This is a genomic window from Schaalia georgiae DSM 6843 (assembly GCF_000429245.1).
GTDB lineage: Bacteria > Actinomycetota > Actinomycetes > Actinomycetales > Actinomycetaceae > Pauljensenia > Pauljensenia georgiae.
Window position 1 is genome coordinate 13,892 of the sequence record NZ_AUBM01000006.1, and the last position, 26,581, is coordinate 40,472.

Annotated in this window: 18 protein-coding genes; 2 read left to right on the top strand and 16 right to left on the bottom strand. The window is 69.9% G+C overall.

The annotated features are described in order from the left end of the window. Window positions 1–130 precede the first annotated feature (130 nt). Together G447_RS0100070 and G447_RS0100075 are read left to right on the top strand one after the other, a co-directional pair. The gene (locus G447_RS0100070) at window positions 131–2,785 is read left to right on the top strand and encodes a bifunctional lysylphosphatidylglycerol flippase/synthetase MprF (RefSeq protein WP_005868822.1); all 2,655 of its coding nucleotides are present in this window, start codon (window positions 131–133) and stop codon (window positions 2,783–2,785) included. Between the two features lie 34 nt (window positions 2,786–2,819). Then, window positions 2,820–4,601 carry an alpha/beta hydrolase gene (locus G447_RS0100075; protein ID WP_026429593.1) on the top strand — a complete coding sequence of 594 codons (1,782 nt, stop codon included), beginning with the start codon at window positions 2,820–2,822 and terminating at the stop codon, window positions 4,599–4,601. A 146-nt stretch (window positions 4,602–4,747) separates the two neighbouring features. Here the strand turns inward: G447_RS0100075 and tsaD are convergent, their stop codons facing one another. The 16 genes from tsaD to G447_RS0100155 all read right to left on the bottom strand — a co-directional run bounded on the left by tsaD (window position 4,748) and on the right by G447_RS0100155 (window position 26,494). Beyond that, complete coding sequence (gene tsaD, locus G447_RS0100080) at window positions 4,748–5,803, bottom strand: tRNA (adenosine(37)-N6)-threonylcarbamoyltransferase complex transferase subunit TsaD (protein WP_026429594.1); 1,056 nt, start codon at window positions 5,801–5,803, stop codon at window positions 4,748–4,750. A 70-nt stretch (window positions 5,804–5,873) separates the two neighbouring features. After that, entirely contained in the window at window positions 5,874–6,497 is a 624-nt protein-coding gene (locus G447_RS0100085) for a zinc ribbon domain-containing protein (RefSeq protein ID WP_026429595.1), read from the bottom strand. Window positions 6,498–6,891: 394 nt separating this feature from the next. After that, window positions 6,892–7,635 (bottom strand): succinate dehydrogenase/fumarate reductase iron-sulfur subunit, encoded by a 744-nt coding sequence (locus G447_RS0100090; protein WP_026429596.1) that lies wholly within the window; start codon window positions 7,633–7,635, stop codon window positions 6,892–6,894. After that, the gene (locus tag G447_RS0100095; RefSeq protein WP_026429597.1) at window positions 7,632–9,611 is read right to left on the bottom strand and encodes a fumarate reductase/succinate dehydrogenase flavoprotein subunit; all 1,980 of its coding nucleotides are present in this window, start codon (window positions 9,609–9,611) and stop codon (window positions 7,632–7,634) included. Before G447_RS0100095 ends, G447_RS0100090 begins: the two co-directional genes overlap by 4 nt. A 16-nt stretch (window positions 9,612–9,627) precedes the next feature. After that, window positions 9,628–10,341: a succinate dehydrogenase cytochrome b subunit gene (locus G447_RS0100100; protein ID WP_026429598.1), complete on the bottom strand. Its 714-nt coding sequence runs from the start codon at window positions 10,339–10,341 to the stop codon at window positions 9,628–9,630. Between the two features lie 201 nt (window positions 10,342–10,542). Next, a complete protein-coding gene (rimI, locus tag G447_RS0100105; RefSeq protein ID WP_026429599.1) occupies window positions 10,543–11,100 on the bottom strand; it encodes a ribosomal protein S18-alanine N-acetyltransferase in 558 nt (185 codons plus the stop codon). Further along, a complete protein-coding gene (tsaB, locus tag G447_RS0100110; protein WP_026429600.1) occupies window positions 11,097–11,792 on the bottom strand; it encodes a tRNA (adenosine(37)-N6)-threonylcarbamoyltransferase complex dimerization subunit type 1 TsaB in 696 nt (231 codons plus the stop codon). The genes rimI and tsaB overlap by 4 nt, the downstream gene beginning before the upstream one ends. Then, window positions 11,785–12,363 (bottom strand): tRNA (adenosine(37)-N6)-threonylcarbamoyltransferase complex ATPase subunit type 1 TsaE, encoded by a 579-nt coding sequence (gene tsaE / locus G447_RS0100115; protein ID WP_026429601.1) that lies wholly within the window; start codon window positions 12,361–12,363, stop codon window positions 11,785–11,787. The genes tsaB and tsaE overlap by 8 nt, the downstream gene beginning before the upstream one ends. After that, window positions 12,364–13,614 (bottom strand): alanine racemase, encoded by a 1,251-nt coding sequence (alr, locus tag G447_RS0100120; protein ID WP_026429602.1) that lies wholly within the window; start codon window positions 13,612–13,614, stop codon window positions 12,364–12,366. Then, window positions 13,611–15,515: a bifunctional ADP-dependent NAD(P)H-hydrate dehydratase/NAD(P)H-hydrate epimerase gene (locus G447_RS0100125; protein WP_034475869.1), complete on the bottom strand. Its 1,905-nt coding sequence runs from the start codon at window positions 15,513–15,515 to the stop codon at window positions 13,611–13,613. Before G447_RS0100125 ends, alr begins: the two co-directional genes overlap by 4 nt. Window positions 15,516–15,572: 57 nt before the next feature. Continuing rightward, the gene (locus tag G447_RS0100130) at window positions 15,573–16,559 is read right to left on the bottom strand and encodes an Abi family protein (RefSeq protein ID WP_034475870.1); all 987 of its coding nucleotides are present in this window, start codon (window positions 16,557–16,559) and stop codon (window positions 15,573–15,575) included. A gap of 201 nt (window positions 16,560–16,760) precedes the next feature. After that, window positions 16,761–17,660, bottom strand: a complete 900-nt coding sequence (locus G447_RS0100135; protein WP_026429605.1) for a GRP family sugar transporter — start codon at window positions 17,658–17,660, stop codon at window positions 16,761–16,763. Window positions 17,661–17,754: 94 nt separating this feature from the next. After that, on the bottom strand, window positions 17,755–19,668 hold the full coding sequence (gene glmS, locus G447_RS0100140; RefSeq protein WP_026429606.1) for a glutamine--fructose-6-phosphate transaminase (isomerizing): 1,914 nt from the start codon (window positions 19,666–19,668) through the stop codon (window positions 17,755–17,757). 70 nt (window positions 19,669–19,738) lie between these two features. Next, the gene (gene coaA / locus G447_RS0100145) at window positions 19,739–20,701 is read right to left on the bottom strand and encodes a type I pantothenate kinase (protein WP_005867358.1); all 963 of its coding nucleotides are present in this window, start codon (window positions 20,699–20,701) and stop codon (window positions 19,739–19,741) included. 227 nt (window positions 20,702–20,928) lie between these two features. Continuing rightward, window positions 20,929–24,801 (bottom strand): cadherin-like beta sandwich domain-containing protein, encoded by a 3,873-nt coding sequence (locus tag G447_RS0100150; protein WP_026429607.1) that lies wholly within the window; start codon window positions 24,799–24,801, stop codon window positions 20,929–20,931. A gap of 223 nt (window positions 24,802–25,024) precedes the next feature. Then, window positions 25,025–26,494 carry an alpha-L-fucosidase gene (locus tag G447_RS0100155; RefSeq protein WP_026429608.1) on the bottom strand — a complete coding sequence of 490 codons (1,470 nt, stop codon included), beginning with the start codon at window positions 26,492–26,494 and terminating at the stop codon, window positions 25,025–25,027. Window positions 26,495–26,581: the final 87 nt, after the last annotated feature.

Genomic DNA, 26,581 nt, shown 5'->3' on the forward strand with positions numbered 1-26,581 from the left:
AACCGACACTCAGGGAGCCGCGTTAGAATACGCTTGCAGTCGCGCGGCCCCGCAGGGCCCGACACGGGCGCCCCCAGCTCCGCGCAGCCACGGCCAAACGCCACCCAAGGCCCGACGTCAAAAGGAACACATGCCGACCAATGAGGGCGCCCAACTGCGCCGCGCGAACGAGGAACAGCGCACGCCCAACACTAACGGGGAACAGCGCGACCCCGGTGCCAACGAGGAACAGCGCCAACCCTGCGAGCAGGCGCCCTCCGGTGTCGCGCGCCTGGGCAGGAGTGCCCGCAGATGGGCGGCGACCGTGGGGCAGTGGTCCGCCACGGCGGTCCGGTTGGGCATGAGGTGGCTCCGCTCCGTCCCCGCCACGCGCGCCGTCGCGGCAGCCCTGCTGGTCGGAGTGGCAGTCTGCCTGACCTGGTCCGACGCTTTCCCTCTGGGGTCCGCTTCCGCTGACCCCGCCCACTGGTGGAGCCTGGTCACTGCGCCCTTCGTGTTCCCCCGCACATCGATGGAGACGGTGCTACTCATCGTGCTGGCGCTCGTCGTCCTGGGCGGCATGGCGGAGCACCGCGTCGGCTCCCGGCGGTGGCTGGCCGCCGCCCTGATCGCCCCCGCCGCCGCCATTGCCACCACATGGCTGCTGGCGCCCCTCATCCAGGAATGCCTGCCCGAGTGGGGCGCCTCCCTGGACCGCGGCACCATCTGGGGCGCGGGCCCCATGATCGTGGGCCTGACGGGCCCGGTCATCGAGAGCCTCGGCCGCGGATGGCGGTGGCGCGCCCGCTTCCTGCTCATCGGCGTCCTCGCCCTCTCCGCGAGCATCATCGGCTCCATGGACACCTTCACGCGCCTGTGGGCGGGGGTGTACGGCCTGGTCATCGGCAGGATCGCCTACCGCGGCAGGCGCGAGGAGGACGCCTCCACGCACGACATCGTCATCCACCGCCAGATCGTGTCCCTGACCGTCGTGTGCTGGACGGTCGCAGCCGCCCTCACCATCTTCTCGACGACGCTGCGCGGCCCCCTGGCAGAGATGCGCTGGTCCGTGGCACCCGGGTGGTGGATGCTCGGGCGCGCCAGCGTCGGCTCCACCCTGCTGGCGCTCATGCCCGTCCTCCTCCAGCTCGTCCTCGCCTACGGGCTGCGCCGGGGACGGCGCTTCGCGATGATCGGCACCCTGGTACTCCAAGGGTGCCTGGCCCTCAGCTCCGCCGTCGGCGCGCTCGTCATGGAGATCGCCGCCACCCGGGAGCTGCGGTACCTCGCCGACGACGCCTCGGCGAGCGTCATCACCAACACCACGCAGTTCCTACTGGTCCCCGTCACCCTCAACCTGCTGCTCTGCGCCATCGTCGCCTGGTCACGCAAGGCGTTCACCCTTCGCTCGCGCCCGGGCACCGTGCGCGCCATGGCGGCGCGGTGGGCCACCATGATGGGCGTGGTCGCCGCGATCAGCATCGGCCTGGGCCTGCTGGCCGCCGACTCCTACCTGCCCCTGGTCCTCGACCAGGCCGTCCCCGACATCGAGATCCCCCGCGCCAGCGTCCTCGCAATACTGCACGACTACCTGCTGGCCCTGCTGCCCACTTCCACGGTCTCCATCTTCGAGCCCTCCCTGGAGCCCTTCACCCTGTTGGCCGAGGTCCCCGTCGTCTGGATGCCGCTGGTTGCGTGGGCGCTCAGCCTCGCCCTGGTGGGGCGCACCCTCGTCACACCCGCGCACACGCGCCAGGGGTCCGCCTCCCGCCTCGTCGAACTCATCCGCGCCGGCGGGGGCGGGACCCTCGCGTGGATGATGACGTGGCAGGGCAACTCAGTGTGGATCCGCGAGGATGACCGCGCGGGCGTGGCCTACCGCCCCGGCGGCGGCACCGCCCTGACGGTGACCGACCCCGTGTGCCCCTCCTCGCAGGTCTCCGCGACCATTGAGGAGTTCGCCGACTTCGCGTCGCACTCGGGGCTGACGCCGGCCATGTACTCCATCCACGAGCCCGTTGCCGAGGCCGCGCGGGGACTGGGGTGGACGGTCATGCAGGTGGCGGAGGAGTCCCTGCTGGACCTGCCCGGACTGGCTTTCAAGGGCAAGGTGTACCAGGACGTGCGCACGGCCATGAACCACGCCAAGCGCGAGGGCGTGGAGGCCGTGTGGACCACGTGGGAGGAATGCCCGCAGGGGCGGCGCGACCAGATCGAGTCGATCAGCCGCGCGTGGAGCGCGGACAAGGCGCTGCCCGAGATGGGGTTCACCCTGGGCGGCCTCGACGAGCTGCGCGACCCGAGCACCCGCCTGCTCCTGGCCATCGACTCCGACGGCACCGTCCAGGCCGTCACCTCGTGGCTGCCCATCCACCGCCAAGGCGCGGTCGTCGGCCTCACCCTCGACGTCATGCGGCGACGCAAGGACGGGTGGCGTCCCGCCATCGACTTCCTGATCGCCCGCGCTGCCCTGTCCGCCCAGGAGGAGGGGCTCGAGGTCCTTTCGCTGTCAGGCGCCCCCCTTGCCCGCTCCCAGGAGGACGAATCCGGCTTCGGCCCCATGCTGGACGTCCTGGCTTCCATCCTGGAGCCCTTGTACGGCTTCTCCTCCCTCCACTCCTTCAAACGCAAGTTCAAACCCCGCCGCGAGCCCCTGTACTTGGCCGTCCCCGACGTCTCATCCCTGGGCACCGTCGGCGCGGCCATCGGCCACGCCTACGTGCCGAACATGACGGCCGCTCAGACGGCGCGCCTGGCGGGTTCCGTGGCGGGCGGCGTGGCGGCAGCCGCAATCAAGGACAACTAGTAAACGGTCGAACCAGAATCGAGATAACGCATTGATGGGCTTCCTGCTTTCAGTGGACCTCACAACCCACAGGGCCATGATCACCGCCCTGCTCCTCACCATCGCAGTCCTGGTCGTCAGCGCGCTGGTGCTCCCCCTCACCCGCCGGGGCCGGGCCGGCTCTCCGCTCGGAGCAGTTCTGCCCAGGCGCGCGCACCCGTGGCGCACCGCCGGAAGGTGGTCCGTGCGGGCACTGGCGATGCTGCTCCCCGTCATCATGATCCTGGCAACGGGGGCCATGGCCTACAACCGCACGCTCAAGCTCGTCACCACTCCTCGCGACCTCTTCGGCATCATATCCGCGGGCCTGTCGGGCCCCCAGACTGACGATGTGCAGTCGGCGGACGGGCAATCCGACGGCGAACAATCCGCGCACGAGCAGACCCAATCCGGGGATCCCGCCCTGCTCACGGACTTCGAGCCCACCGAGGAGTCCGGGATGCTCAAGACCACGTGGACCGGACCGATCAGCGGCATCACCCAGCCCGTGTACGCCATCACCCCAGCGGGCTACAGGCCCAACGACGGCAAGAAGTACGGGGTCATCATGACGCTCCACGGCTACCCGGGCGACCCCGAGGGCACCATGTGGGGCGCACAGGTCTCCGAGGCCCTGCAAAGCGCCATCGACCAGGGGCTCATCCCGCCGACGATCGTCATCGGCCCCGAGGTCAACGTCGATGACTCCGAGCACGACTGCGCCGACCTGCCCGGGCGCCCGCCCGTGTTCACGTGGGTCACGAAGGACGTGCCCGCGATGATCAAAGCGAACTTCCCGAACGTGTCCACAGAGCGGGCCGCATGGATGATCGCGGGGTTCTCCTCCGGAGCCTACTGCTCTGTGTGGACCGCGATGCGCGCGCCCGACGTCTTCGGCTCAGCGGCCTTCCTTTCGGGCTACGACACACAGATCGAGGGCGAGATGAAGAGGCAGGGGCAGCAGTACCTGGCGGAAAACACGCTGTCGACCATGCTGGCCAACCGCACGCCCGACGGACTGCGCATCTACGCGATGGCCGCCCAGGACGACGCCGTCGGCGGAGCGCCCACCGCGGTTGCCATGGCGAACGCCGCCAAGGCCCCCGATTCGGTCACACCGGACACACCGGAGACGGGAGGACACGCCGGACCGTTGTGGAGGGAGCACATCCCCACGATGCTGGCGTGGTGGGGCTCGGACAACTCCGTCGCGCACGCCGTGGGCACGCCTCCCACCGCCGAGGCCGCGCAGTCGTCCAACGACTTCGGGCAGATCGTGACCTCGCAGACCGTCACCCACAGGACGCGCCCCTTCGGCGTGAACGGAGTCGGCTCACTGGTCGTCGTAGGGCTGCTCGCGCTTCTGAGCGCTGTGTTCTGCGCGCTGCTCGTGCCGCGATGGGTCGCGGCGGCCGGGGGCGGGAGTTCGCCGTCCCCCTCCCAGTCGGCCGATCCGGACGAGGCGGGAGCCGTGACTGCCGACCGGGCCACCGCCGCCGGGAGCGCCAACAGCGCCATCGCCTCGGGGCCGGACGAGGCGGCGGACACCGGAACCTCCCAGGCCACGGGCGGAGGAGCATTGGCGGCGCTACGCAGTCGCCTGGCGGGAGTGCGCGCACGCGCGTCCCGCCTGCCGCGGGGGCTTCGCCGCGCGTGGTTCTTCACCGCGCGCCTGGTCGCCGTCTCCGCGACGATGGGAATGGTCGCCCTGCTGTTCGGAATGCTCGGCAACGCCACTGGCGGTTTCTACACGTCGTGGCGGACCGCGCTCTCCTCCCTGATCGAAGCGTTCATGTAGGCAGGGTCACTGGTCGGCCTGCGATCGGCCCGGGGCGCGTTCTTGTGCCGCGGATTGCCCGAAGCGGCCGCCACTGCACTGCCGCCGTTCTGGTGCGCGTTCGAACACTATGAGCAGAATCGGGACGGAGAACGCTCCCCGTGCCCTCACCCCATCGGAGCCGCGTAGGTCCTGGTGAGCGGCATTCCCGACTCCGGTGAGAACCCCCAGTCGGAGGCGGGCAAGCCCGCGCGCACCAGTTCAGAGCCGAGAGCGGCGATCTGCGCGCCGTTGTCCGTGCAGAAACGCAGCGGGGGCATGCGCACCGCGACTCCCGCCCCGTCGGCGCGCGCGACCAGCAGCTCCCTCAGGCGCGAGTTCGCCGAGAAGCCACCGCCGACGACGATCGTCGAGCACCCCGTGTCCACCGCAGCGCGCACGGCCTTCGCGGTCAGCGAGTCGTTGACCGCCTCGGAGAATGCGGCGCACACGTCCGGCGCGCTCACCTGCTCCCCCCGGGCCTGGGCGCCCTCGACGTAACGGGCGACGGCGGTTTTGAGACCGGAGAACGAGAAGTCGTACTTGTGGCGCTCCTTGTCCTTGCCCGCCGCCAAGCCCCGGGGGAAGCGGATCGCCCCGCGGTCGCCCTCGCGCGACAGGCGGTCCACGTGGGGCCCGCCCGGGTACGGGAGCCCCAGGAGCCTGCCCACCTTGTCGAAGGCCTCTCCCGCCGCGTCGTCGAGGGTGCCGCCCAGTTCCTGGACGCCTGTCGCGATGTCGTCGACCAGGAGGACGCTCGAGTGCCCGCCGGAGACAACGAGTCCGATGAAGCGCTCCGGCAGGGGGCCCTCGGCCAGTTTGTCGACCGCGAGGTGCCCGATGACGTGGTTGACGCCGTACAGCGGCTTTCCCAACGACGAGGCGAGGGCCTTCGCCGCGCAGATGCCGACCGTCAGCGAGCCCACCAGCCCCGGGCCCGCCGCGACCGCCACAGCGTCCACGTCGGACAGGCCTGCCCCGGCCTCGGACAGGGCGCTGCGCAGCGCGGGCAGGAAGGACTCCAAGTGCGCGCGGGACGCGATCTCGGGGATGATGCCGCCGTAGCGCGCGTACTCGTCCATTGACGTGGCCGTCCGGTCCGCCAGCAGGTCGCATCCGCGCACCAGGCCGACTCCGGTCTCGTCGCACGTCGATTCAATTCCAAGCACCAGGGGTTCACTCACGCCCCCAAGTGTAGTTGCCACGGCTCAGGGCGGCCCCGGCCGCCGCGCCCGCCTGCCGTAGGAGCCCGAGTCAGGGGGCGGAGATCATCGGCGCCCCGCATCCGGAGCAGAACTTGGCGTCCTCGGTCTCCAGGTAGCCGCACTTCGTGCAGCGCACGCGGATCTGCTGCTCCCCTCCCCCGACGCGGGCCATCGCGTCGCGGATGATCGGCACCTCCTCCAGGGCGTCCTGCATCTGGGCGCCCTTGGAGCGCTGCCACGGCTCGGCGTCGCGGGCCTCGCCCTCGGGCGAGAGGACGACACCCGATCCGGCCAGTCCCTTGCGGCCCAAGGAACGCAGTCCCTGGCCCGCACTGATGAGAAAGAACCCGACAAAGGCCAGGGGGAACGCCCGGAAGATTCCGAAGAAGTTGTCGCCCGGACCCGCAGCACTGAAGCGCATCGAGCCGAAGAAGGCGAAAGTCATCACGAACGGGACGAAAAACAGGATGATGCCGACTGCGATCAGAACGGCCCCGCCGTAGTACGCGACCTTGCGCCACGTCTGCACGTCGTAGCGGCGCTCCTTGTCCCGCTCGTAGGGGGACTGGCCCTGGCTGGATTGGCCCGTCCATCCTTCCTGGGGCCGGCCGTAGGGCCGTCCTTGTCCGTACCCGCCCTGATCAGGACCAGCGGATCGCTGTGGTGCGCTCATGACAACCTCCCATGAAAGCGTCCAACAGGTCAGTATAGTCCAGAAGGGTATCCGGAAGGACCTCGGAGGGGTCCGTCATGTGACCGGGGCCCACTCCCTGACGGCAGGCAGGACCTACCGGATGCGCTAACCAGAACACCCCGGGCGCGCGCAGCCGCCGACGGGGCCCGTCCGCAAATGCGCAGCACTCAGATCAGGGCCGCACGGGCACCGCTACAGGCCCCTGAACAGGGCGAACACCGTGGAACACGCGTGAAACACGAGCCGCCCAACCCCACTCAGCGCGCGGCCCCCACAACTCAGCGCGCGGCCCCGCAATGACCCGTGGAACACGACGCGGCCCCGCCCCCATGAGGGGACGGGGCCGCTGGCCACTGCTCGCACCCGTGAGGGATCACACGCCCTTCAAGGCCGCTTTGCCCAGCTGGCGGTTGAGGTTGGCGATGACATCCAGCGGGATCTGCTTGGGGCAGACCGCGGCGCACTCGCCGATGTTCGAGCAGGAGCCGAAGCCCTCCTCGTCCATCTGATTGAGCATGGAGACCACGCGGCGGTAGTTCTCCGGCTTGCCCTGCGGCAGCAGACCCAGGTGCGTCACCTTCGCAGAGGTGAAGAGCATGGCCGAGGCGTTGGGGCACGCCGCCACGCAGGCGCCGCAGCCGATGCACGCCGCCGCCTCGAACGCCCGCTCGGCGTCCTGCTTGGGAACGGGGGTCGCGTCCGCGGCCGCCGCGCCGCCGGTGTTGACGGAGATGTAACCGCCGGCCTGGATGATGCGGTCAAGAGCGGACCGGTTGACCACGAGGTCCTTGATGATCGGGAAGCCCTGGGCGCGCCACGGCTCGATCGTGATGACGTCGCCGTCGTTGAAGGACCGCATGTGCAGCTGGCAGGTCGTGGTCACCTCCGGGCCGTGCGCGATGCCATTGATGACGACGCCGCACTGGCCGCAGATGCCCTCGCGGCAGTCCGAGTCGAAGGCGATGGGCTCCTCGCCCCGTTCGAAGAGCTCTTCGTTCAGCACGTCGAGCATCTCCAGGAACGAGGACTCTTCCGAGATTCCCTTCACCTGGTATTCATGAATTGCGCCCTTGTCTTCGGGACCGTTCTGGCGCCAGATCCTCAGTGTCAGGTTCACTTGTAGCTCCGCTGCTTCAACTCGATGTCGTTGTAAATCAGGTCTTCCTTGTGGAGGACCGGGGGTTGGTCGTCACCGGCGAACTCCCAGGCCGCCACGTAGAGGAACTTGTCGTCGTGGCGCAGGGCCTCGCCCTCGGGGGTCTGGGACTCGGCGCGGAAGTGCCCGCCGCAGGACTCCTCGCGGTGGAGGGCGTCGATGCACATGAGTTCGCCCAGCTCCATGAAGTCCGCGACGCGGCCCGCCTTCTCGAGGGACTGGTTGAGCTCGCCGATCGACTTGCCGGGCACCCGGACATGGCGCCAGTAGTCGGCGCGCAGCTCGCGGATCATCCCGATCGCCTTCTTCAGACCGGCCTCGGTGCGCTCCATGCCGCAGTACTCCCACATGATCTTGCCCAGCTCCTTGTGGAAGGAGTCCACGGAGCGGGTGCCGCCCACCGACATGAGGGTGTCGATGCGCCCCTGGGCCGCCTCGAGGGCCTCCTTGACGGAGGGCGAGTCCTCGTTCAGCTCGGGCAGGTGGAAGCAGTGCGCCAGGTAGTCGTTGATCGTGTTGGGCAGGACGAAGTACCCGTCCGACAGGCCCTGCATGAGCGCCGAGGCGCCCAGGCGGTTCGCGCCGTGGTCGGAGAAGTTCGCCTCGCCTGTCACGTACAGGCCCGGCAGGTTGGACTCGAGGTCGTAATCGACCCACAGCCCGCCCATCGTGTAGTGCACGGCGGGGTAGATGCGCATCGGCACCTCGTAGGGGTTGTCGCCCGTGATCCGCTCGTACATGTCGAAGAGGTTGCCGTACTTGGCGGAGACGGCGGCCTTGCCGAGGCGCTGGATGGCGTCGGCGAAGTCGAGGTAGACGCCGCGGGCGACGCCGTCGATCTTCGGGCCGACGCCGCGGCCCTCGTCGCACATGTTCTTGGCCTGGCGGCTCGCGATGTCACGGGGCACCAGGTTGCCGAAGGAGGGGTAGATGCGCTCCAGGTAGTAGTCGCGGTCCTCCTCGGGGATCTTGCGCGGATCCTTCTCGCAGTCCTCGGCGCGCTTGGGCACCCAGATGCGCCCGTCGTTGCGCAGCGACTCGGACATGAGGGTCAGCTTGGACTGCTGGTCGCCGTGCTGGGGGATGCACGTGGGGTGGATCTGCGTGAAGCAGGGGTTGCCGAAGTAGGCGCCCTTGCGGTAGGCGCGCCAGATGGCGGTGCCATTGCAGCCCATCGCGTTCGTCGACAGGAAGAACACGTTCCCGTAGCCGCCAGTGGCCAGGACGACCGCGTCCGCGATGTGGGTGCGCAGCTCGCCGGTGGACATGTCTCGGGAGACGATGCCCCGTGCTTTGCCCTCGTCGACGATGAGCTCGACCATCTCGTGGCGCGGGTACTCGGTGACGGTGCCCGCCGCGACCTGGCGCTCCATGGCCTGGTAGGCGCCGATGAGGAGCTGCTGGCCGGTCTGGCCCCTCGCGTAGAAGGTGCGCGAGACCTGGACGCCGCCGAAGGAGCGGTTGTCCAACTGGCCGCCGTACTCGCGGGCGAAGGGGACGCCCTGGGCGACGCACTGGTCGATGATGTTGCCGCTGACCTCGGCCAGGCGGTACACGTTGTCCTCGCGGGCGCGGTAGTCGCCGCCCTTGACCGTGTCGTAGAAGAGGCGGTACACGGAGTCGTTGTCGTTGCGGTAGTTCTTCGCGGCGTTGATGCCGCCCTGCGCGGCGATGGAGTGCGCGCGGCGGGCGGAGTCCTGGTAGAAGAACACGTCGACGTGGTAGCCCATCTCGCCCAGGGAAGCTGCCGCGGCTCCGCCCGCCAGGCCGGAGCCGACGATGATGACGCGCAGTTTGCGGCGGTTCGCGGGGTTGACCAGGGCGGCCTCGAACTGGCGGCGCGCCCACCGCTCGGAGATGGGGACGTCGTGGGGCGCCTTCGTGTCGGCGATCTTCTCGCCCTCGCGGTACAGGCCGTGAATGAGTGTCTCTGTCATGGTTCCTTGGCCTTCCTCAGTGGATGATCCCGGTGGCGATGGCTGCGGGCGGGGCCAGGAACATCACGAAGATGATGACGCCGACCAGCCCGGAGAGCACGACGAGCGGCTTGCGGGTCGCGGGGCGCACCCAGCCGAGCGACTGGAACATGGACCAGAAGCCGTGGGAGACGTGGAAGCAGGCCACGCCGACGAAGACCGCGTAGAAGAGCACCAGCCACGGGGACTGGAAGGCGGCGATCATGCGGGAGTAGGGGGCCGTGGTCTCGGAGCCGAAGTTCGCCAGTTGGCGGGGCAGGCTGGCCGTGGTGAAGTGCAGTAGGTGGAAGACGATGCCGAGGATCAGGAGGACGCCGGTCATGCGCATCGTGCGGGCCGCGTAGGAGTCGGACACCGACTTGACGACGACGTAGCGGGTGCTGCGCGCCCGGCGGGAGCGCAGCCACGTGTAGGCGGCGGCGTAGAGGTGGATGATCAGCATGAGCGCCATCGCGGCCCTGAAAACCCAGATGAAGCCGCCGTGCGGGAAGATCGGTACGAAGGCCTCCTCGTGGAGCCAGTGGGCGTAGTCGTTGTAGACCTGCTCGCCCAGGAACATCTTGAGGTTGCCGTATGAGTGGAAAAGGAGGAAGAACACGAAGACGAAGCCCGAGATGGCCATCAGCTGCTTGATGAAAACACTGGTGGTCCATGCGCGGCGCTTTTTCGTTGCGACGGTTGTTGTGGCCATGTGATGAGGATATCCACCCCCGGCTCCCCCGATGTGGGACCATTGCCGTGACCCGCCCGCCCCTGTTGCAACGCACTGTCGTTTTCGGCGGTTTCACGCGGTTTCCTCACCCCGTTCCTCTCCGGGGAGGAGCGGGCCCGGCCTCGTCGGGGGCGCCCTCGGAGGGCGCGTCCGGAGGGGATTTTAGAAAATGCTGCCTTGCTAATTCGATGGGTGTGCCGCCGGGCCCCCGGCCAAGCCCGCCAAGCGCATGACGAGGGCGTCCTCGACGGGGTTGCGGAAGTAGCGGCGTCGGCGCCCGACCGCCTCGAAACCGCGCGACAGGTACAGGCCGATGGCGGCGGCGTTCGAGGCGCGCACGTCGAGGAAGAGCTCGTCTGCGCCCGCCCGCCGCGCCCACGCGATCAGGCCGTCGAGGAGGCGCGAGCCCACGGACCGCCCGCGCGCGCCGGGAACCACCCCGATCGTCATGATGTCCCCCTGGTCGCCGAGCACTTTGACTCCGCCGTAACCGCACGCCGTCCCGTCGGCGCGGGCGATGAGGTAGTGGGACGAGGCGGACGCCAGTTCCTCGCGGAGCATCCCCTCGGTCCAGGGGTCCTCGGGGAAGAGCAGCCCCTCCAGGCGCACCAGCTCGCGGAGGTCCCCCGCCCGGGCGGGAACGACGTCGACGGCGGGGCACTGCCCGCGTCCGGGGTCCGGAATGTCGCGCTCCCCGGGGGCGCCGGGTGCGCGCTGGGGATCCGGGCCGTCGCTCATAGGCGCGCGGGCGCCCGGCCCTGGATGTCGGGGCGGCGCAGGTAAAGGGGCTGGGTGCCCAGGCGTTCCTCCTGCCCCCGGGCCAGGCGCGCTGCCACTACGCGGGACATGACTGCGGGGTCCAGGTCGATGACGGGCCCTTGGCTCGCGTCGGCGAGGAGCTGCGCGGAGTGGGCGGGCAGGGGGCCGGCTGCGACGATGAGCCCGTCAGCCCCCCGCATCGCGCCCAGCAGGGCGTGCGCGGCCCCCACTTCCAGGCGCCCGACGAGCCGCACGTCGTCAGGGCCGTCGGCCTCGTAGCACCCCCAGTAGAGCTCGCGCCTGCGCGCGTCCGAGACCGCGAAGACCGTCATGTCGGGGGGCAGCAGGTCCAGTCCCTGGCGGGCGACGACATCCAGGGAGGCGACACCGAGGACGGGGGCGCCCACCGCCTCGCCGATGACGCGGGCGGAGACGAGGCCGGCGCGCAGTCCCGTGAAGGGGGCGGGCCCCGTGCCCACCAGCACCCTGTCCAGCCCTGCACCGACCGCGTCCGGTCCCAGCCCCGCGTCCTGGAGGACCCGGCGGACCAGGGGGGTGAGGGACTCCGCATGGTGGCGGGCGGATCCGGCTGTGGCGCGTGCGACGGCCTCCCCATCGCGCACGAGGGCAACGGATGTCGCGTTCAGCGTGTCCAGGGCGAGTTCAAGCACGGGTCGATCCTACTGCGTCCACGGAGTCGGACGGCGCGGCCCGCCGGAACGCCGCGACGACGGCTTCCAGGACCCCGTCCCACCGCTGCCCGAACGGGCGCATCACAATGTCGCGGCGCCCGTCGTCCACGGCCGCCAGGTCGATGGCACCGCCCAGGGCGGGCGCCGCGCCCCCTTGGGCACGGTGGACCCCGATCTCCAGGCGGGAGTCGGAAAGCGCCTCGGTCTTGCCCTCGCCCCATTCGACGACGGTCACCGCCTCGTCCAGGGAGGAGTCGAGGTCCAGGGTCTCCAGGTCCTCCAGGTCGCGGATCCTGTAGGCGTCGGCGTGGACGAGGTCGGGCCCTCCCCGCCCGGAGGGGTGGACGCGCGCGATGATGAAGGTGGGCGAGGCGACGCGCCCGAGCACGCCCATGCCCTCGCCGATCCCCTGGGCCAGGGTCGTCTTCCCGGCGCCGAGGCCGCCGCTGAGCATCACGAGGTCCCCGGCGGCCAGGACTGCCCCGAGGGCGGCCCCGAGGGCGCGGGTCTCCTCCGCCGAGCCGGTGGCGATGGTCGTCTCCCCTGCCATCTACTGGCTCCTTCCCGCCCGGACGTGGATCCGGGGGATGTGGTCGCCCAAGCGGGTGACGACCTCGTAGTTGATGGTTCCGGCGGCCACTGCCCACTGGTCGGCGGTGGGGGCGCCGGTCGTGGGGTCGCCGAAGAGCACGGCGCAGTCCCCTACGCGGGCGGGCGGGGCACCCGATTGGGAGCTCGGCGTCCCGCCCGCCCCGTCGGCCGGGCCGAGGTCGATGACGAACTGGTCCATGCACACCCGGCCCACGCAGCGCGCGGGCACGTCGCCGCCGGGGCCGCGCACCACCACGGGGGCGGCGTTGGAGGCGGAGCGCAGGACGCCGTCCCCGTACCCCAGGGGGACCAGGCCCGCCCAGCGCCGGGTCGGCGCCTCCCACGTCCCCCCGTACGAGACGGGCGCCCCGCGCTCGATGACCTTGACGGAGGTGAGGGGGGCGCGCAGCGTCATGACGGGCCGCAGTCCCAGTTCCCTCGCGTCCGCGACGGCGGGGTCGGGGGACAGGCCGTAGAGCCCGATCCCGGCGCGGACCATGTCGTAATGGGTTTCCGGGTGCCACAGGATGCCCGAGGTGGCCGCCAGGTGGCGGATCGCAGGGCGGACGCCAGCATTCTGGAGGATCCGCAGGCCCCGTTCGAAGTTCTCGACGTGCGAGGCGGTCGAGGCCAGCCCGCCCTCGCTGGGGTCGTCCCCGCGGGACAGGTGGCTCCACGCGCCGACGACCTCGACTAGCCCATCGGCCTGCGCCGCCGCGAGCGCCGAGGCCAGGGCGGGTAGGTCCGCCAGCGTGGATCCCGCCCTGCTCATCCCTGTGTCGATCTTGACGTGGACGCGGGCGGGGCGGCCCACGGCGCGCGCCGCCACGCTGATGGCGTCGAGCACCCACGTCCACGACACCGACAGGTCGATACCGGCGCGGATGGCCCCCGCGAAGTCGGAGCCGGGGGTCGTGATCCACGCGAGCACGGGGGCGTCCGCCCGGTCGATGCCCGCGCGGTCGAGGCCCTCCCTCAATTCCACGGCCTCGGGCAGTTGGGCGACGCCCAGCCAGTCGCTGCCGGAGGCGAGCGCCGTGAGGGCGACGGGCAGCAGGCCGTGCCCGTAGGCGTTGGCTTTGACGACCGCCATCTGCTGGGCGGCGGGAGCCGCCGCGCGGAGGACCCGGAGGTTGTGGGCGATGGCGCCGTGGTCGATGAGCGCCTCGCCGGGGTATGCGTCCGCCTGTGGCGCGTGGGTGTCAGTCACGCTCCCAGTATCCCACCGATGACTGGGGGAATCGCGTCGGCGATCTGGCGGGCCTGGATCGGATGGCCGGGCGCGTGGCGGGCGCGGGAGGCCAAGCGCGCGGCCTCGCCGTGGACCCACACGGCGGCGGCGGCCTCGGCGACCGGGTCGTGGACGTTGGCGCCGTCCCGCTCCCTGCGGGCCCGAGCGCCCGCGTGCGTCCCAGCGACGAGGCCCGCCAGTACGTCGCCAGATCCCGCCACGGACGCCCAGCCGCAGCCCAGGGGCGCCACGATGGCGCGGGCGGAGTCCCAGCCCCGCGGTTCCTCTGGACTGCACGGGGCCCCCAGCCCGTCCCCCTGTTCGGGTCCGAGGGCGCCCTCCCGCCCTGGCGCGCTCCCGTCGACGAGGGTGGCGCGGGCAGCGCCGTAGACGATGGTCGCCGCCCCTTTGAGGACCACAGTCGCGCCCGTCAGCTCGTGGAGGCTCCGTGCGGCCCGCAGGGGGGCCTCCACGACCCGCGCGCGCGTTGTCGGGCTGCCGAGTGCGGTGAGCAGGCGCGCCGCCTCCCCGTAGTGGGGGGTGATCGTCAGCGCCGCATTCCGCGTCCGACCGGCGAGGCCGGGGACCAGGTCCAGCGCCCACGCGTCGATCACCAAGGGCAGGCGCGCGTCGAGGCAGAACTCGGCGAGCTCGAGGGCCTCGGCGCGGCGCGCCTCGTCGAGTCCGGGGCCGATGAGGCCCGCCTGTATGCGCCCTCCGGCGGTGACCACACCGGGTTCGGCGGCCAGGACCAGGTCCTCGACGCGTCTTGTCGAGTTGAGCCGCACCATTCCGACCCCGCTGGCGAGCGCGCCGCGCACGGCGAGCACTCCGGCGCCCGGGTAAGTGTCGGATCCGGCGACGACGCCAACCACTCCGCGCGTGTACTTGTGGTCCTCGAAGGTCGGGGCATGGTAGTGGGCCGCCGCGCTTGCGGCGGTGTGGAGGGCGACGGGCGGGGTCTGCTCCGCCTCGGCGGGCACGGGTAGTCCCAGGTCCACGCGTTCGATCCGCCCGGCGTACCCCGCGGCGGGGGGCAGGACCAGCGCCTCCTTGTGCGCCCCCATCGTGACGGTCACCTCCGCCGGGAGGAGCGGACCGGACACCTCACCGCACGAGTCCATCAGGCCGGAGGGCACGTCGACGGCGACGACGGCGGGGTCCGCCGAGCGCTTGAGGGCCGCCAGTGTCTTGACCGCGTCCGCCAGCGAGCCCTCCAGGGGGCCGCGAACCCCGGTTCCCACGATCCCGTCGATCCAGACGCGGGCGCCCGCGAGGCGCGCGGCCTCCCGCTCGTCCAGCCGAGACAGGGGGCGGTCCGCCAGGTCGATGACGGCGACCCCTGCGGCCCGCGCGCGGCCCAGGGCGCGCTCGTGCGCTCCGGGTTTGAGCAGGACCGCCATGCAGGCGGTGCCCGCGTCTTGCAGGATGGCGCACGCGTAGAGCGCGTCGCCCCCGTTGTCGCCGGAGCCGACCAGGGCGACGACCTGGGGTGCGGTGTCCTCCGGCGTTCCGACCTCATGGGCGGCGCTGTGGGGGGAGGGGGCCAGGGAGGGCCCATGCGATGCGACGGAGGACAGGGCGGCCGAGGGCGCTGGGATGTCGGGTGGGAGGGCGGTCGGCTCCGCCCCGGAGGCGTGGGCATGGCCCCGGGGATCGTCTTGGGGATCAAGGCCCGGGCACCATGGATCGACTGCGGATGACCGCAGCCCACCGCGGGGCCGTTCGAGCAGGCCCCACGCCGCGTCCGCCACCCCTGTGGCAGCCCGCTCCATGAGGGCGTCGGGATGCCCCTGGGCGCGCGCCTCGGCGATCAGAGGCGCCTCCAGCTTCCTCACAGTGGCGAAAGTGTGGGCGGGAGTCGGTTCTGCGGCGCTCATGCCCTCCATGCTCGCACACCCGGGGCGGAGCGGGCGCTTGCCAGGGAGCGGCCCTGGCTACTGACCAGCCCCACCGGCCCAAAGGGAGGATTCGCGCCAATCCTCCGGAAAACCCATCTCACTAATTGAACGCATCTTCGTAGGAAACTCACCAACGATGAGACTGCCCACTTTTGCGGGCCAAGAAGTTCCAGGGGAAATGTTCTTAAGGAGGAAAGCCATCATCGCTAACGCCCCGTACAGCTGATCGCTTTGCCCTTCCGGGAGCGACGACAACGCGGCGATAGTCCGAAACGCGTTGGTCGATACCGGTATCAGGCGCCGGTTCCACAGGCGACCATGATGGGCGCAGACATTGCGGAGCACAGTGAGTTGCTCGCACCACCGAGCCAGCGGATCCGAGTTTTCGAAATATCTTCTCCTCTGTTTGGAGTTCAAACGCTGGACATCGACGTTCAGCCCGAAACTGGCGGCTATGGTCCGCTGGTCATCGATCAGCAAACCATCAAGGAGACGGGACACGTCGGAGAAGTCGAGGACATCGGCGAGCACCCAGAATGGAATATCCTCATATTTTGCCAAGTAATGCTGAATAGCCCGGTCACGGCCTTTGGCGCGTTCGACGCGTTGACGAACTCTGCTCAGCCATGCGGAATGGTCAAACGCTTGACGGAACAGTGACGGATTCCGGTATGAGGTCCCATCCCCGTTCGCGACAAGCAGCTCTCCAATTCGAGCGCGCAGCGCGACCTCGACTCTCTCCATCCCGTCATTGATGAGGGTGCGCAGTTTACGGTCGAACTCGTAGAGCGCCGCTACGTCGACAAATGTCGTCCCTGGTTCGAATTCGTCGATGCGCTGGGGGTTCCCCGAGTCCTCGGATGCGGACAACCGGCGGTAGGGGTACCAGTAGCCGGAAAGCCGGTAGTACGACACACTCGCTAGCCACTGCCGAGCGAGCCGTTCGTCAACGCACATCCCCCGCGCCCGGAGGATGCCAAGCTGTTCGTCCACCGTCGTCGGACGTTTCACAGCCTCGCTCATAGCCCTCCTGCGCATGAATAGAAATCCAGCCCGTCTGCGACCAGAAGGAGGCAGCGGGCTGAACGATTGCGTTCAGTGTACCCCGTTCAACTCCACAACCGCAAATCCAAGAAGCACCCCGCCTCGTGGCGGACGCACCGGCTTCAGGCGCGGGGGCCTCCCCCGAACAACACACCGCCCACCGCCGAACCGCCCCCGCGCTCAGGCGGCGTCGAGGGACTTGGCGATCCCCGCCAGCACAGCCCCGGCGATCACCAGGAAAACGCCGATGCCCGTCCAGCGCAGCTCCTTCCTGCTACGGGTCTCGTGCAGCCACAGGATGCCCAGCGGGGTGGAGATCAGGATCCCCAGCTGCGAGAGCGTGAATCCGGTGCCCGCCCCGAGGTTGTTCGAGTTGAGTTGCAACAGCAGGATCGCGATGCCCCACAGGACGCCGTTGAATACGGAGGGGAACATGCGCCGGTGGCGCAACGACGCCTCGGGGTCGACGCCGCCGCGCCCCTGGATGGCGAAGAACACGGCGGCATACGCGGTGTAGCCGACGGCCTGCGGCGCCAGGAACTCCTTCGGCGCGATGCCGAAGTACTTGATGATCAGGGGGAAGGCGACCAGGCCCAGCGTCGAGGAGGTGAGCAGTACCGCTCCCCTCCCCCAGTCCAGGCCGGCCGCGTCCGAACCCGCCTCGGAGCGCGAGAGGAACCAGATCCCCACGATCAGCACCGCGATCGCCGCAATGCCGTAGGGCAGGGCGCCGCCGTGCAGCCACTCGCCGAACACGGCGATGCCCGCCACCGACATGAGGACCAACTGCCCTCCGGTGGACAGTGGCATCGTGCGCGACATGCCGAGCACAGTGTAGGAGCGCAACTGGTCGCATACGCCCAGCCCCAGCAGCAGGCCCGTGCCGAAGGACACCGCGAGGTTGAGCGGCGTCCACTGGGGGTGCAGGAACGGCGTGGCCACGGCGGCCATGAGGAGGCCACCCAGGACCGTGCCCATGACGCGCTGGCGGTCCGACCCCCCGGTCTTGCCCATGAGGGTCGTGGCGACGCCGAAGAACACGGACGGCAGAACGCCGATGAGAATGGTAGTGGGACTCATGATGGCTCCTCCTCGCTAACGGGATCCGTTGTCAATCATCCGCCTCCACCGGGGAGAAGGGCGCCCAGTGACCGCTAATTCACATGCGTCCTGACTACTCGACGGTCACCGACTTCGCGAGGTTCCTGGGCTGGTCGACGTCGAGCCCCTTCACGCCCGCCAACTCGCACGCGAAGATCTGCAGGGGAACGACCGTGAGCAGCGGCGCGTAGAGCGTCGGCACCGGCGGCACCCGGAAGACCACGTCGGCGAAGGCGTCCACGGAGGAGTCCCCCTCCTCGGCGACCACGATCGTGCGCGCGCCCCGGGCGCGGACCTCCTCGATGTTGGCCAGGACCTTGTTGTGCAACTCGGGGCGGCGGGGGGTGGGCACGATGACGATGACGGGCTGTCCCTCGTCGACCAGGGCGATGGGCCCGTGCTTGAGCTCGCCCGCGGCGAAGCCCTCCGCATGGATGTAGCAGATCTCCTTGAGCTTGAGGGCCCCCTCCATCGCAACGGGGAAGCCCACGTGGCGGCCGAGGTAGATGACGGACGTGGCGCCGGCCATGGTACGGGCGAATTGGCGCACCGTCTCCCCCTGCTCCAGGACGCGCTCGATCTTGGCGGGCACCTCGGCCAGTTTGTCCATGTAGTCGGCGATCTCGTCGGCGTACTTGTTGCCCCGCACCTGGGCCAGGTACAGGCCCAGGATGTAGCAGGCGGCCACCTGAGCGGTGAACGCCTTCGTCGAGGCGACCGCGATCTCGGGCCCGGCGTGCGTGAGGACCACCGCATCGGACTCGCGCGAGATCGTCGAGCCGGGCGTGTTGACGACCGCGACCACCTTCGCTCCCTGCTCGCGGGCGTGGCGGATCGCCTGAATGGTGTCCATGGTCTCCCCCGACTGGGAGATCGCCACCACCAGGGTCTTCTCGGTGACCACGGGATCGCGGTAGCGGAACTCGCTGGACAGCTCGACCTCGACGGGGATCCGGCACCAGTGCTCGATGGCGTAGCGGGCGACCTGTCCCGCGTAGGAGGCGGTTCCGCAGCCGATCATGATGACCTTGTCGACGCTGCGCAGCACGTGCTCGGGGATGCGCACCTCGTCGAGGGCCAAGTGCCCGTGGGAGTCGACGCGGTCCGCCAGGGTGGCTCCCACCGCCTCAGGCTGCTCGTGGATCTCCTTCTCCATGAAGGTGGGCCACCCGTTCTTCGTGGCGCGGTCCGACGAGAAGTCGACCTCGTACTCCTTCGGGGCGACCACCTGGCCGTCGGTGCCCACCACGGTCACACCCCCGGCCGCGACCACGACGATCTGGTCCTGCTCGACCTCCACCGCGCGCCTCGTGTGCTCGACGAAGGCCAGCGCGTCGGAACCGAGGAAGTTCTCCCCGTCGCCCAGGCCCACGACCAGGGGCGATGAGCGGCGCGCCGCGATGATCACGTTCGGGGACTCGGTCGAGACCACCAGCAGGGTGAAGGTGCCCTCCAGCTGCTCCGTCACCGCCCGCATGGCGGCGACCAACCGGCGGGCCGCGTCCCCATCGGCCCCGGTAAGGCCAGCGACCTCGCCCTGGTACGAGGCCGGGGACGCCTCGTCGTAGCCGCGGGCGATCATATGGACGACGACCTCCGTGTCCGTCTCCGAGGCGAAGACCGCGCCGTCGGCGATCAGCTGGGCGCGCAGGGCGTCCGCGTTCTCGATGATGCCGTTGTGGACCAGGGCGAAGCGCCCGTCGGGTGTGCAGTGCGGGTGGGCGTTGGCCACCGTGGGGCGCCCGTGGGTCGCCCAGCGCGTGTGCCCGATTCCGGCGGTGGCGTCGTCGGGGCGCGCCTGGTCGACGGCGGCCCTCAGATTGGCGAGTTTGCCGACCTCGCGGACGACCTCGAGGCCCCCGGGGGCGGCCAGGGCGATGCCCGCCGAGTCGTAGCCCCTGTACTCCAGGCGCGCCAGGCCGTCCATGACGACGCGGCACGACCGCTGCGACGGGCTGCTTGCAATATGACCAACGATTCCGCACATGGACTCAATTGGACCACACCAGGGGGCCAGGAGCACCGGCGAGTGCCCTTCGCCATAGGGGCGCGCTCAGTTACTCCTTGCGGATCTTCAGCGATTCCACCCTGTGGTCCGCGCCCTTGGTGAACACCAGTTCCGCGCGTTCGCGGGTGGGGCGGATGTTCTCACGCAGGTTCGGCAGGTTGATCGCGCGCCACACCATGCGCGCCGTGCTCTCCGCCTCGGCGTCGGACAGGCCCGCGTAGGTCCGGAAGAACGAGTCCTCGCGGGCGAACGCGGTCGCCCGGAGCTTGAGGAAGCGGTCGACGTACCACTGCTCGATGTGCGACTCGTCGGCATCGACGTAGATGGAGAAGTCGAAGTAGTCGGACACTGCGATGGAGACGGAGCCCGGCAGCGCGCGCGGGGGTTGCAGGACGTTGAGTCCCTCGACGATGAGGATGTCCGGGCGGGAGACGACGGTCTCCTTGCCGGGGATGATGTCGTAGACGACGTGGGAGTACACGGGCGCGCTCACCGAGTGGGCACCCGCTTTCACGGCGGCGAGGAACGCGACCAGGGCGGCGCGGTCGTAGGACTCGGGGAAGCCCTTCCTGGCGATGATGCCGCGCTCCTCCAGCACTTTGTTCGGGTGGAGGAAGCCGTCGGTGGTGACCAGGTCGACCCTGGGCGTGGAGTCCCACCGCTGCAGAAGCAGTTGGAGCAGGCGCGCCACGGTGGATTTGCCGACGGCCACGGAACCGGCGATCCCAATGACGAAGGGCGTTGAGAGGGGGGCGGGCTCGCCCAGGAAGGCGTGGCGCTCCGCCGCTGTGCGCCTTCGCCCGTCGACGTAGAGGTGCAGCAGTGCCGACAGCGGCCTGTAGATCGCGTCGACCTCCTGCATGTCGATGGGGTCGCCCAATGACGCGATGCGGTCGATGTCGTCCTGGGTGAGGGGCAGCGGCGTCCGGTCCGCGAGGCTGGCCCACGCTGCGCGGTCGAAGCTGGCGTAGGGGCTCGCCGGGAACGGGGATGGTGCGTCGAGGGAATCCACACCCGCATTGTGCCCCACTGCCCACCGGTTCGGCGCCCTCTTGGTCCGTCCTCCGCCCACCTGGCGCCCTGTGCGCGCCGTGGCCGTGGCGGGCGTGGGCCGCAAGTCCCAGGCACCCGGTCTGTGAGCGCTGGGAGCCTCACGCGCCCCACCAGAGCGCCAGCGGCGCCTTGTCCGCAACGGGCGGCGCCCCGGGGGAACCCCGGGGCGCCGCTGGGAGGCAGGGCTCAGCCGAGCCAGACCCCCGAGGGGGCGAACCTGTGTGTGACCCCGTCGATCGTCCGGGTCCCGGTCGCCATCTGACCACTGGGATCCAGGTAGTACCAGTGGCCGCCGTCCTCCAGCCAACCGGTGCGCATCGCGCCAGTCCCCGGATCCAGGTAGTACCAGTGACCGGACTCGCTCAGCCAGCCCGTGTCCATGGCGCCAGAAGCGCCCAGGTGGTACCAGGTCCCCGACACCTCGACCCAGCCGATCAGCATCGCGCCGGTTCCCGGATCCAGGTAGTACCAGTGGCCGCCCGACTGCACCCAACCGGTGCGCATCGCGCCAGTCCCCGGATCCAGGTAGTACCAGTGACCGGACTCGCTCAGCCAGCCCGTGTCCATGGCGCCAGAAGCGCCCAGGTGGTACCAGGTCCCCGACACCTCGACCCAGCCGATCAGCATCGCGCCGGTTCCCGGATCCAGGTAGTACCAGGTCCCCGAGACCAGCGTCCAGCCGCTCGCCTGCGCGCCGGAGGGGGAGTAGTAGTACCAGGCCCCGTTGTCCTTGTGCCAGCCGGTCACCATGTACCCGCGCGCGTCGAACCTGTAGGTCCGCCCGTCAATGACCAGCGTCGTGGACACCGGGTAGGTGCCATCGTCATAGCGGTACCACCAGCCGAAGAACCCCTGCACCCACTTGCCCGTCTTGGGCCCGGGCGCGGGCGGGTTGGTCGGATCCGCAGTGGGCGTCGCAGTGGGGTCCGAGGTGGGCGTCGGAGTCGGCGCGGAAGTCGGATCCGCGGTCGGCGTTGGAGTCGGCGCGGGGGTCGGATCCGCGGTCGGCGTCGGAGTGGGCGTGGGGCCGGGGGTCGGATTGTCCCGGGTCACCCAGTAGAGCAGGCGCGAGTCGCCGCCGCCGACGGCCTTGAGGGTGACGGTCGAGGTCTCCCCGTCGCCGAGGGCGACCTCGGTGGTGGTCGCGGTGGAGGGATCAACCAGCATGAGGTGCGAGTTGGCGGACGGCTTCTTCACCGTGAGGGTGATGTCCTGGGCGGTCTCGGCGAAGGAGCCGTCGTCGGTGCGCGGGTCGAGCAGCATCGAGGGGAACTTGGTGGTCCCGGTCAGCGCGTTGACGACCATGAACCCCTTGGGGACGGTGGTCGACTCGCCGAAGATCTCCGCGGACTTGGCGGCCTCGAGGCCCCCGAGCTGGTCGAAGTAGCCGACCACCACGTCGCCCGGCTTGCCGCCGTTGACGGAACCGGTGTTCGTGACGCTCATGTCCACCAGGCCGGCGCCCTGGTTCGCGGCCACGGCCTCGTCACCGGAGGCGAAGTTGCCGTAGCGGTAGCCGCTCAGGACCGGGGCCTCGCCGCGGCCGTCGTACTGGCCGGGTTTAAGGGCGACGAAGGTCGAGTCCAAGGCCTTCGTGTACTCGCCGATGTAGCGCACGGAGCGGAAGATCCTCGTGAACTCGTAGAAGGAGCGGGTGGGAGCGCCGTCGTGGTCGATGATCGAGGAGCGGTCGTAGCCGTTGTACTCCATGCGGAACAGGCCGAACCACTTCTGCCCGGTCGCCAGGCCCAGGGAGGGCACGATCGCCTTCTGCGATGCGGAGACGTTGGCGTCCCAGTTGTAGTCCAGGTACTGGCCGTACAGGATCGGGCTGGAGCCGTCGCCGGTCAGGCCCTTGAGGGCGTACTCGCGCTGGGCCTGCCACGTCTGGTTGTTCAGCAAAGAGGTGACGACCTTGTCGGGGCTCGGCCCGCTGGTCGTGGAGTAGTAGTAGGTGTCCCAGCTGAGCAGGTCGGGCTTGACGTCGCGCACGTAGTGGTCGAGCACCTGCGGCCTGCGCCACGTGTAGTCGTCGTACTGGTTGGAGTGGACGACCGCACCGGGGTAGGTCGTCTTGGACCACTCGAACCACTTCTGGTAGTAGTCGCCCTCCGTGCTGTCCCACTGCTTCTCGTCGCCGTACTGGATGTCGACGAGGCTGTTCGCGTAGGGCTTCTGCGCCTCGCTCAGGAAGTCGCGGGGCTCGCCGGCCGAAGCGATCCCGTTCTTCCCGAAGGGGGCCTTCGCGAGCGCCCACGGAGTGCCCTTGCCCAGGGACTCCATCATCGCGGTGTTGAACAAGGGCAGGTCGTAGAACATGGGGAAGGCGCCGCCGGTGAGGCTGCGCTCGTTGGCGTCGAATCCGCCGCGTCCGTAGCCCTCGGAGGGCACCCAGGCGGGCATCATGACGCCGTACTGCAGGGCGAGGGCCTGGGCGCGGTTGACGCCCCACTTGCCGTCGCCCGGGTCGAACCCGGAGTAGCGGGCGTCCGCGGAGTTATCGACCTCGGGGGCCTTGGGGGTGCTGCCCGCGGGCAGGCCCCACACCTCGACGTCGTCGAAGCGCACGGCCGTGGCGATGTTCTTGGGAGTCTGGGGCTCGGTCTCGGTGTTCATCCACACGCGGATCTTGTGGGCCAGGTGGTAGGCGTTGAAGTCCCAGTACCACAGGCCGCGCGCGTCGCGGGTGAGAGAGGCGTGGGTGACGATGGTCTTCCACTCGCCGCCGTCGGCCTCCTGGATGGCGATGGCGACGGAGTTGCCCCCGTGCCAGCCCTTGGCGTCGCCGGGCAGCGATGGCCAGCCGAAGCCGTTGACGCGGTGGACGTAGCGCTGTCCGTCGAGCGTGAGCTCGAATCCGGTGGTGGCCCCGTCCCACTGCTCGGAGCGGACCAGCGGGTCGACGGTGACGGTGGTGTTGCGGTCCCCGTCCACCAGGGCGCGGTTGTCGGCCTCGCTGCCGCCGTTGAGGGCGGCCGTGGCGGGCACCAGGACGTTGCCGCGGAAGTCGGTGTCGGTCTTGGTGATGTTGACGACGTAGGTGGCGCTTTCCCCGCCCTTCGTGACGGTGGCGGTGATGGCGTTGATCCCCTTGGTGAGGTCGAGGTTCTTCACCCGCCCGTCGCCGTCGGGCTTGGCGCCGTTGATGGTGACCTCCGCGCCCGGCACAGTGCGGATCCGCGCGGAGACGGTGGCCGCGTGGTAGTAGCCGGTGGCGGAGTAGGTGTGGGTGCCCGGGGTGAACTCGACGGGGGCGCCGGGGTCGCCGTAGGGCAGCTGGTCGATGACGAAGTCGGTGACCAGGGAGTCGGATCCACTGCCCTGGAGGGGCGCGGGGACGTTGGGGACCTTGGGCCGGGGCTCGGCGCCGGGGCCGGGCTCGGCCGGGTAGGTGGTGATCGCGTTGCCGTCCGAGTCACAGGGCAGCAGTTTGATGTCGGACAGGGCCATGTCGTTCTTGGAGGCGACCAGGGCGGACAGGCCAGTGAGGGAGAAAACGGGCGCGGTGGTCTTCGGGAAGGTGATGTACTGCTCGTCGTTGGTCTTAGTCAGTTTTCCCGAGGCGTGGGCCAGTTCCGTCCCGCCCTGCCATTGGCCGCCCCGCACAGACTCCTTCCACGCGGCGAGCTTGTCCGCGTCCGAAGCCGGGTTGCCCGGATCCGTGTCGAAGGCGTGGATCCTGTACTCGGCTGGCAGGTGGTCGTTGCCCATCGTGGTGTCGTAGGTGGGCCTGGCGGTGACCCCTATGCCGCAGGTGCCGTCCTGCGCGTTGGGGTTGCGCATGGCGACGGCGTGCGGGAAGGAGTCCCCGCCGTCTTTCCATTTGGTGGTCCAGAACGTGACGGCGGCGCCGCTACGGCCCTTGTCGTCGTCGGTGAGGGCTTCGATGTGCCCGTTGACGCCGGATTCGCCGACGAGTTCTTCGGACGTGGCCCACAGGACCTCGGGATGGAAGGGTGCTGGCTGGGCCGGTTCGGCCAGCGCGGCCTGCGCGGCGCTGAGCGTCCCGAACGCGAGTGCTGGTGCGAGGAGCGCACCGATTATGGGTCTTCTCCTCATTCGTCTACTCCTTCGTGGATGTTGGGTGGTGGTGTGATGTCGTCGCAGTGTTCGTATTCCGCATTGCTGTCACGTGTTAGTCTTTGCTGCTGCCCGCCTGCGCGGCGCCATTGTCCGACGCGGCGGTCGAGGGGCCGCCTCGCGCGGGCGCTCCTGCGCCCGCAGCACTCCGTGGATCGCCGCGCCCTAGGGCGCGGGGCGGACCGCGGGCATGCCCGCCCGCCTAGTCACGGCCTTCCAAGGCACTCGGCCCGTCCGCCAGGCGCGCTTCGATCCCGACCGCGTAGGCCAGGCCCGTGGCGGGCACGCGCAGTCTCGAGCCCTCCCCGTGCGCCTCGACCCCGACGGGCTCCTCGGAGCCGAGCAGGCGCGCCTCGACCACCGGGGCGGGAACCTCGACCCAGGTGGCACTGGTGCCCGGCGCCGCGAAGGTCCTCTCCTCCAGGGATTGCGCGCCCGCCTCGTCGGCCGGGCCCATCCCGAAGAGGTAGACGGTGCCCTGGCCACCGGGAGCGGAGGGGGCAGCGCGGGTCGTCCACCACGACCAGTCGTCGGCACCGCGCACCCGCTCCCCGTGCTCCCACGGGCGGGTCGCGAAGATCCCGGGTCCGTTGACCTCGAGGAATCCGCCGAGCTCGTCGAGCCCGCGGCGCACCCACGTCGACATGCGCCCGGAGCCGTCGGGCCCGATGCCGATGAGGTAGTTGCCGCCGCGCGAGACGATCGCCAGCAGGTTGGAGACGATGTGGCGCATCGGTTTGATCGCCTCGTCGGGCCGCATCGAGCACCAGCCGCGCGTCATCGTGATGCAGGACTCCCACGGGTGGTCCAAGACGGAGTCGGGGATCTCCTGTTCGGGGGTCCTGTAGTTCTCGTTGGGCCCGTGGACCTCGCGGTCGACGACCAGGATCGAGGGCTGCAGGCGGCGCGCGCCCTCGGCGATCGCGTCCATGCCGATGGGCTCCTCCGGGGAGCGCACCCACCCGGCGTCCAGCCACAGGACGTTGACCTCGCCGTAGCCGGTGAGGAGCTCCTCGATCTGGTTCTTCGTGTAGGTGACGAAGGACTCCCATTTGGCTTCGTGGGAGGCGATGTCGTAGTTGTGGTAGCGGTCCGTGATCGGGCGGGAGCGGTCCCAGTAGCCCGGGTGGTTCCAGTCCGCCTTCGAGAAGTACACGCCGGTCTCCATGCCCGCGCCGCGGAAGGCGTCGAAGACCTCGCGGACGATGTCGCGCCCCAGGCCCGACTCCTCCGACGTGGATTTGAAGTTCGAGTAGGCGGTGTCGTACATGGCGAAGCCGTCGTGGTGCTTCGTGGTGAAGACGACGTAGCGCATCCCCGCGCGGGCGCAGGCGCGCGCCCACTCGTCGGCGTCGAAGTCCTCGCCGGTGAAGGAGCGCGCCTGGTCGCAGTACCACGTGTGGTACTGGGCGTCCGTGCCCTGCCACCCCTGGGGGGCGTCCGTGAAGCCGCCCAGTCGGGTGCGGTGCAGGGACCAGGATCCGTCCTGGCCGATGTGGGAGAAGACCCCCCAGTGGATGATGACCCCCACCTTGAGATCGCGCCAGTGCTCGAGGGCGCGCGCGGTGCGGGGGTCATCAGGGTAGGTGTAGCCGGGGTCCTCGGCTCCCCCCAGCGCCCCTGCGGCCTCGAGGGCGTCGGGGGCGAATTCGTCGGTGAGTCGGTCGGTCATGTGCGCTCCCTGGGGATGGTCGGGGAAGGGGCTTGGCCAGCGGCCGGGTGGGGTGGGCACTGTGGCCGGCCGGGCCCGGCCGGCCAC

Bases quoted from the DNA above. Each gene is read 5' to 3' on its own strand.
- G447_RS0100070 (WP_005868822.1), top strand. From the start codon at position 131: ATGCCGACCAATGAGGGCGCCCAACTGCGCCGCGCGAACGAGGAACAG.
- G447_RS0100075 (WP_026429593.1), top strand. From the start codon at position 2,820: ATGGGCTTCCTGCTTTCAGTGGACCTCACAACCCACAGGGCCATGATC.
- G447_RS0100085 (WP_026429595.1), bottom strand. From the start codon at position 6,497: ATGAGCGCACCACAGCGATCCGCTGGTCCTGATCAGGGCGGGTACGGA.
- G447_RS0100095 (WP_026429597.1), bottom strand. From the start codon at position 9,611: ATGACAGAGACACTCATTCACGGCCTGTACCGCGAGGGCGAGAAGATC.
- G447_RS0100100 (WP_026429598.1), bottom strand. From the start codon at position 10,341: ATGGCCACAACAACCGTCGCAACGAAAAAGCGCCGCGCATGGACCACC.
- rimI (WP_026429599.1), bottom strand. From the start codon at position 11,100: ATGAGCGACGGCCCGGATCCCCAGCGCGCACCCGGCGCCCCCGGGGAG.
- tsaE (WP_026429601.1), bottom strand. From the start codon at position 12,363: ATGGCAGGGGAGACGACCATCGCCACCGGCTCGGCGGAGGAGACCCGC.
- G447_RS0100125 (WP_034475869.1), bottom strand. From the start codon at position 15,515: ATGAGCGCCGCAGAACCGACTCCCGCCCACACTTTCGCCACTGTGAGG.
- G447_RS0100130 (WP_034475870.1), bottom strand. From the start codon at position 16,559: ATGAGCGAGGCTGTGAAACGTCCGACGACGGTGGACGAACAGCTTGGC.
- G447_RS0100135 (WP_026429605.1), bottom strand. From the start codon at position 17,660: ATGAGTCCCACTACCATTCTCATCGGCGTTCTGCCGTCCGTGTTCTTC.
- glmS (WP_026429606.1), bottom strand. From the start codon at position 19,668: ATGTGCGGAATCGTTGGTCATATTGCAAGCAGCCCGTCGCAGCGGTCG.
- G447_RS0100150 (WP_026429607.1), bottom strand. From the start codon at position 24,801: ATGAGGAGAAGACCCATAATCGGTGCGCTCCTCGCACCAGCACTCGCG.
- G447_RS0100155 (WP_026429608.1), bottom strand. From the start codon at position 26,494: ATGACCGACCGACTCACCGACGAATTCGCCCCCGACGCCCTCGAGGCC.